This is a genomic window from Mesorhizobium sp. M8A.F.Ca.ET.021.01.1.1 (assembly GCF_003998025.1).
Taxonomy (GTDB): domain Bacteria; phylum Pseudomonadota; class Alphaproteobacteria; order Rhizobiales; family Rhizobiaceae; genus Mesorhizobium.
The window spans coordinates 1-5,777 of sequence record NZ_RZSJ01000406.1 but is presented as its reverse complement, the minus strand read 5'-3'; the positions used below and the strand labels follow the sequence as shown (position 1 = coordinate 5,777).

General features: G+C 62.5%; 8 protein-coding genes. 2 read left to right on the top strand and 6 right to left on the bottom strand.

What is annotated here, in order from left to right:
- The 6 genes from ytpR to infC form a co-directional block, all read right to left on the bottom strand.
- Positions 1–637: YtpR family tRNA-binding protein (ytpR, locus tag EOA36_RS25325; RefSeq protein WP_348629824.1), on the bottom strand; the 637-nt coding region annotated here is incomplete at its 3' end.
- 43 nt (positions 638–680) lie between these two features.
- Positions 681–1,733 (bottom strand): phenylalanine--tRNA ligase subunit alpha, encoded by a 1,053-nt coding sequence (pheS, locus tag EOA36_RS25320; RefSeq protein ID WP_245464460.1) that lies wholly within the window; start codon positions 1,731–1,733, stop codon positions 681–683.
- Between the two features lie 305 nt (positions 1,734–2,038).
- Positions 2,039–2,440 carry a 50S ribosomal protein L20 gene (gene rplT, locus EOA36_RS25315; protein WP_006201247.1) on the bottom strand — a complete coding sequence of 134 codons (402 nt, stop codon included), beginning with the start codon at positions 2,438–2,440 and terminating at the stop codon, positions 2,039–2,041.
- A gap of 19 nt (positions 2,441–2,459) precedes the next feature.
- Complete coding sequence (gene rpmI, locus EOA36_RS25310; RefSeq protein ID WP_006201248.1) at positions 2,460–2,663, bottom strand: 50S ribosomal protein L35; 204 nt, start codon at positions 2,661–2,663, stop codon at positions 2,460–2,462.
- Between the two features lie 183 nt (positions 2,664–2,846).
- Positions 2,847–3,473: an isoprenylcysteine carboxylmethyltransferase family protein gene (locus EOA36_RS25305; protein ID WP_127279892.1), complete on the bottom strand. Its 627-nt coding sequence runs from the start codon at positions 3,471–3,473 to the stop codon at positions 2,847–2,849.
- 239 nt (positions 3,474–3,712) lie between these two features.
- Positions 3,713–4,249, bottom strand: coding sequence for a translation initiation factor IF-3 (gene infC, locus EOA36_RS25300; RefSeq protein ID WP_010912915.1), 537 nt, complete (start codon positions 4,247–4,249; stop codon positions 3,713–3,715).
- A gap of 220 nt (positions 4,250–4,469) precedes the next feature.
- On the opposite strand from infC, the gene EOA36_RS25295 reads away from it, so the two are divergent.
- Together EOA36_RS25295 and EOA36_RS25290 are read left to right on the top strand one after the other, a co-directional pair.
- Positions 4,470–5,237, top strand: a complete 768-nt coding sequence (locus EOA36_RS25295; RefSeq protein ID WP_127279891.1) for an alpha/beta hydrolase — start codon at positions 4,470–4,472, stop codon at positions 5,235–5,237.
- A gap of 2 nt (positions 5,238–5,239) precedes the next feature.
- The coding region (locus EOA36_RS25290; RefSeq protein ID WP_189553342.1) for a benzoate/H(+) symporter BenE family transporter at positions 5,240–5,777 on the top strand (538 nt) is incomplete at its 3' end.

Here is a 5,777-nt window from a genome sequence, read left to right as displayed (position 1 = left end):
GCTCCGGCGCCTCGATCGTCACCTTCACGGGGCACATGCCGCTGCCGACGTGCGGCATGATCGCGCCGCCGACGAGGCGGCCGAGGCCGCTCGCCGCCAAATCCCGGGCGATGCCAAAGACGCTGGTGGCATCGGGCCGGTTCGGCGTCAGATTGATCTCGATGACCGGATCGTCGAGATGGGCATAGGACGCAAAGCTGGTGCCGACCGGCGCATCCTCGGGCAGGTCGATAATGCCATTATGTTCGTCGGACAGTTCCAGCTCGCGCTCGGAACACATCATGCCGTGGCTTTCGATGCCCCTGATCTTGCCGACCGCCAAAGTGACGTCGATGCCGGGCACATAGGTGCCGGGCGCGGCGAAGGCGCCGATCAGGCCGGCGCGAGCGTTGGGCGCGCCACAGACGACCTGCACCGGCGGCTTGCCGTCACCGGTATCGACGGTCAGCACCCGCAGCCGGTCGGCGTCGGGATGCTGCACTGCCGTCAACACCTTGGCGATGACGAAGGGTTTCAGGCCTGCCTTGTCGTCGACATGCTCAACCTCGAGGCCGATCGAGGTCAGCCGCTCGACGATCTCGGCCAGCGTGGCGTCGGTCTCAAGATGATCCTTGAGCCAGGAGAGGGTGAATTTCATTGGGCTGTTCCGTAATGGCTGGCGGCAGGAGTCTTCAGGGGTGTCACGCGCTCAAGCCTCCGAACAGCGTCGGCATGTCCAGCGGCCGGAAGCCGTAATGCGACAGCCAGCGCACATCCGCGTCGAAGAAGGCGCGCAGGTCCGGCATGCCGTATTTCAGCATGGCGATGCGGTCGATGCCCATGCCCCAGGCAAAGCCCTGGTATTCGTCGGGGTCGAGCCCGCCGGCCCTGAGTACGTTCGGATGCACCATGCCGCAGCCGAGGATTTCCATCCAGTCGGTGCCTTCACCGAAGCGCACTTCGCCCGGCCGCGAGCGGTCGCACTGGATGTCGACCTCGAGGCTCGGCTCGGTGAACGGGAAGAAGGACGGCCGGAAGCGCATCTTGACCTGCGGCACTTCGAAGAAAGCCTTGCAGAATTCTTCCAGCACCCACTTCATGTTGGCGACGTTGGCCGACTTGTCGATCACCAGCCCCTCGACCTGATGGAACATCGGCGAATGGGTGGCGTCGGAATCCTGGCGGTAGGTCTTGCCGGGAATGACGATGCGGATCGGCGGCTTCTGCTTCTCCATGGTGCGGATCTGCACCGGCGAGGTGTGGGTGCGCAACAGCTTGCGTTCGCCGTTCTCGTCCGGCTGGAAGAAGAAGGTGTCATGCATCTCGCGCGCCGGATGGCCTTCCGGGAAATTCAGCGCGGTGAAATTATAGTAGTCGGTCTCGATATCGGGACCTTCGGCGATGGCGAAGCCGAGATCGCCGAAGATCGCCGCGATCTCGTCGATGACCTGGCTGATCGGATGGATGCGGCCGCGCTCGGCCGGCGACTGCCGCACCGGCAGCGTCACGTCGACCTTTTCGGCGGCCAGCCGGGCGGCGATCGCCACATCCTTCAGATCAGCCTTGCGGGCCGTCAGCGCCTCGGTGACGCGGTTCTTGAGGCCGTTGATGGCGGGGCCCTTGACTTGGCGCTCCTCGGCGGTCATGGCGCCAAGGGTTTTCAGCATCTCGGACACGGTGCCCTTCTTGCCGAAGGCCGCGATGCGCACGGCCTCGATGGCCGGCTCATCGGCGGCCGACGCGATCTCAGCCATCAGGGAATTTTCGAGCGTATCCAAGCCGGTAGTTGCGTCGTTCACGGTCAAACTCGCTACGTTGGAAGTCAGCTTTAAAGTGAAAGTCACTTCTAAGTTGAAAGTTCAGGCATCAGAGACAAAAGAACCCGCGCCAGCCGTGCCAGCGCGGGTTCCCCAAATCAGAATTGCGAATGCTTGGGAAGCGCTGGGCTCGGAGCCCGATCCCGAAAAGTTGCAGACTTTTCGGAAAAGATCGCGCTCCTCGCTAATTTCCCTGGAGCATGATGTTGTCCAAAAAGTCAGAAACTTTTTGGCATCATGCTCTAGGCGACAGCGCTTTCAAAAGCGTTCGGCGTGGTGTTCTTCAGGTATTCGAGCGCGACCTTGGCCTTGGCGACCAGGGCCGCGAAAGCCTGCGGCTCGTGGATGGCCATGTCGGACAGGATCTTGCGATCGATCTCGATGCCGGCCTTGTTCAAACCGTCGATGAAACGGCCATAGGTCAGGCCGTGCTCGTGGGTCGCGGCGTTGATGCGCTGGATCCACAGCGCGCGGAACGAGCGCTTGCGGTTCTTGCGGTCGCGGTAAGCGTACTGCAGCGACTTTTCCACCGCCTGCTTGGCGATGCGGATGGTGTTCTTGCGACGGCCGTAAAAACCCTTGGCGGCTTTCAGGACCTTCTTGTGCTTGGCGTGCGAGGTGACGCCTCTTTTTACGCGTGCCATGTCATGATCTCCTTAAAACTTAAAGGCCGTTCGGAAGAAAATTCTTGATGACCTTCTTGCCATCCGGTTCAGCCAGAACCATCGTGCCGCGGGCATTTCGAATGAACTTGTTGGAACGCTTGATCATGCCGTGACGCTTGCCGGCCGCAGCCGACAGGACTTTACCCGTACCTGTGATCTTGAACCGCTTCTTGGCGGCCGATTTGGTCTTCATCTTGGGCATTTTGCTACTCCGTATTGTTGGCGCACGATCGCGCTTCTTGTTCGCTCCAGGCCGACCAAAGCCCGAAAAGCAAATGAAACCGCCACGGCATGCCCTGCCGGGCGGTTTTCTTGGAACGGCGGTGCTATAGATCAAAGATGGCGCGGGCGCAACACCTCAGGCCGTGCGACGCACTGTCCCCTCTCAGGGCAGCCTGAACCACACCGGCAGCACGCCCGACAGTTGCGCGCCGTCGATCAGTTCGAAAGCCGGCAGCGCAATGAGAAACACCAGCCCGTCGAGCAGTGTGGTCAAAAGCAGGCGCGGCTTGAAGCTGCCGGTGTCGCCTTCCTGGTAGAGCGAAAGCTTGGGGAAGAAGCGCGGCACGCGCGCCAGATAGTCCGCATAGGGTGCGCCGAGCGCCTCCTTGAGGAATTTCTCCTCGCGCAGGATGACGATATGGAAGGCACCGGCGCACAGAAGCGCAAAAAGGATGATGCCGGAGAACGAGCCGATCTGCGCGCCGACGCCGGCGGCGGCGACGGTCGAGAACACGTAGAGCGGATTACGGGTGATCGAGTAGGGACCGCCGGTCACCACCTCGGACGACTTGCGTCCGCCTATATAGAGCGTCGCCCACAGGCGCCCGACGATGCCGAGGAAAATCAAGAGCACGCCGAACATCTCGATCGATTCATGGACCGGCGTGTCCGGCGGGAAGGTCGACTGGCCGAAAAGCAATGCCAGAAACAGCACCACCACGAGCACGGCAAGCACCAGCCGGCGCATCTGCTGGTAGTTGCCCAGCCCGTGTTTGTATTCTGTGTCCAAGATTGGGATCCGATCGTCGAGGAGCCTGGCCGGCGATCGCAGCTCTAGCCAGGAATGGCGTCCCGCCGATCGCCGGGACGCCTCTGTAGCACAATTCAGGCGGAATTTGGCGCGATGACGAGGCCTGACGTCATCGTGATCCAAGCGGGTTCCGCAAAAGTGTCCACGGTTTTGCGGTGAGAATCCGCGACAACCATGGAAACTATGCAGACGACGCGTTGCGAAGCGAGCGAGTCTGCTTAGCGCGGCGCCAGCACCATCATCATCTGGCGGCCTTCGAGCTTCGGCTCGGCTTCCACCTTGGCGATGGTCGCCACTTCCTCGCGCACCTTGTTCAGAAGCTGCATGCCGAGTTCCATATGCGCCATCTCGCGGCCGCGGAAGCGCAGCGTCAGCTTGACCTTGTCGCCTTCCTCGAAGAAGCGGCGAACCGCCTTCATCTTGGTCTCGTAGTCATGGCTGTCGATGTTCGGGCGCATCTTGATCTCCTTGATCTCGATGACCTTCTGGTTCTTGCGCGCCTCGGCCGCCTTCTTCTGGTTGGCGTATTTCAATTTGCCGAGATCGAGGATTTTTACGACGGGGGGCACCGCGTTGGGCGATATTTCGACCAGATCGAGCCCGGCCTCTTCGGCGAGCAGCAATGCGTCGTTGATGGAAACATCGCCGCGGTTCTGGCCTTCGGCGTCGATAAGCTGGACCCGGGGAACCCGGATGTCACGGTTGGAGCGCGGCCCATCCTTGGTCGGCGCCGCTGCTTTGAAAGGTCTGCGAATGGTCGTGGTCTCCTTGGCCGTTTCGTTCAGGGTTCGTATGAATCTGGGTGCGGACGCGCCAATGTGGGAAGCGCGCGGCGCAAGTCAATAGCACAGCGTTCTCAAGAAATCACCTGATCACGAGCCTGTGCCAAGCAAAGAAACATCGCGAGCACTTTCCGCCTTGCCTTTGGCCGTGCCAAAAGCGAGGCGTGAAAAAAACCGGGACCGCCCCACAGCCATGACCGCCGCTCCGACCTTTCTGCATGTTGATGAATCCGATATCGCCGTGCGCCATGCGGGGGGCTCGACGCCCGGCATTGTCTGGCTCGGCGGCTACAAGTCGGACATGCTGGGCACGAAGGCCGAGACGCTGTCGGACTGGGCGGCACGGGAAGGCCGGGCCTTCCTGCGCCACGACTATTCGGGCCATGGCGAATCCGGCGGCGCCTTCGCCGACGGTACGATCTCGAAATGGCTTGCGCAAAGCCTTGCGGTTTTCCGGCATTTCGCCAAGGGCGATCAGGTCCTGGTCGGCTCGTCGATGGGTGCCTGGATCGCGCTTCGCATGGTGCAGGAGTTGCGCAAGGCGGGCGATCCAAGCGTCGTCGGCCTGGTGCTGCTGGCGCCGGCGCCCGATTTCACCAGCGACCTGATCGAGCCGGTGCTGACCGAGGCGCAGAAACGCGACCTCGCCGAAAAGGGGTTCTTCGCGGAGCCGTCGGACTATTCCGCCGAGCCTTATGTCTACACGCGCGCGCTGATCGACGACGGGCGCGAAAACCGGGTGATGACCGGGCCGATCGACACGCATTGCCCGGTTCACATCCTGCAGGGGCTGGCCGACCCGGACGTGCCATCGAGCCACGCGTTGAAGCTCGCCGCCCTGCTGCCGGCCGACGATGTCACGCTGTCGCTGATCCCCGACGGCGACCATCGCCTGTCGCGCCCGCAGGATCTCGACATGCTGGTGCGGGCGGTCGGCGACATCGCCGGACGAGGCAAGTGACGATGCGCCTTTCCATCCCGATCTCGGCTTTTGTCGCGGCAATCGTCGGTTTCGGCGGCACGCTGGCCATCGTCATCGCCGCCGCCAAGGCGGTCGGCGCGACGCAGGTCGAGACGGCGAGCGGTGTGACGGCGATCTGCCTGGCCATGACGGTCGAGTGCCTGTTGCTGTCATGGCGCACGAAAATGCCTGTCATCACTGCCTGGTCGACGCCGGGCCTGGCACTGGTCGCCGCCTCGAGCGGCTTTTCGATGGGCGAGGCCGTCGGCGCCTATATCGTCACGGGCGTGCTGTTGGTCGCGACCGGCCTGTTTGGGCCGCTGACCCGGCTGATATCGAGAATACCGGCTTCGGTCGCCTCAGGCATGCTGGCCGGCATCGTCGTCACCTTCGCCATCAATGCCATGAAAGCCATTCCGGCGGACCCCTGGCTCATCCTGCCGCTGATCGCGGCATTCTTTGTCATCCGGCTGTTCAATCCGGCGCTGTCGGTACTGGCGGTGCTGGTCGGCGGCGGCCTTGCCGCCTTCCTTACCGGCC

Coding starts and splice junctions, on each gene's coding strand:
- pheS (WP_245464460.1), bottom strand. CDS start 1,733: ATGGCTGAGATCGCGTCGGCCGCCGATGAGCCGGCCATCGAGGCCGTG.
- rplT (WP_006201247.1), bottom strand. CDS start 2,440: ATGGCACGCGTAAAAAGAGGCGTCACCTCGCACGCCAAGCACAAGAAG.
- rpmI (WP_006201248.1), bottom strand. CDS start 2,663: ATGCCCAAGATGAAGACCAAATCGGCCGCCAAGAAGCGGTTCAAGATC.
- EOA36_RS25295 (WP_127279891.1), top strand. CDS start 4,470: ATGACCGCCGCTCCGACCTTTCTGCATGTTGATGAATCCGATATCGCC.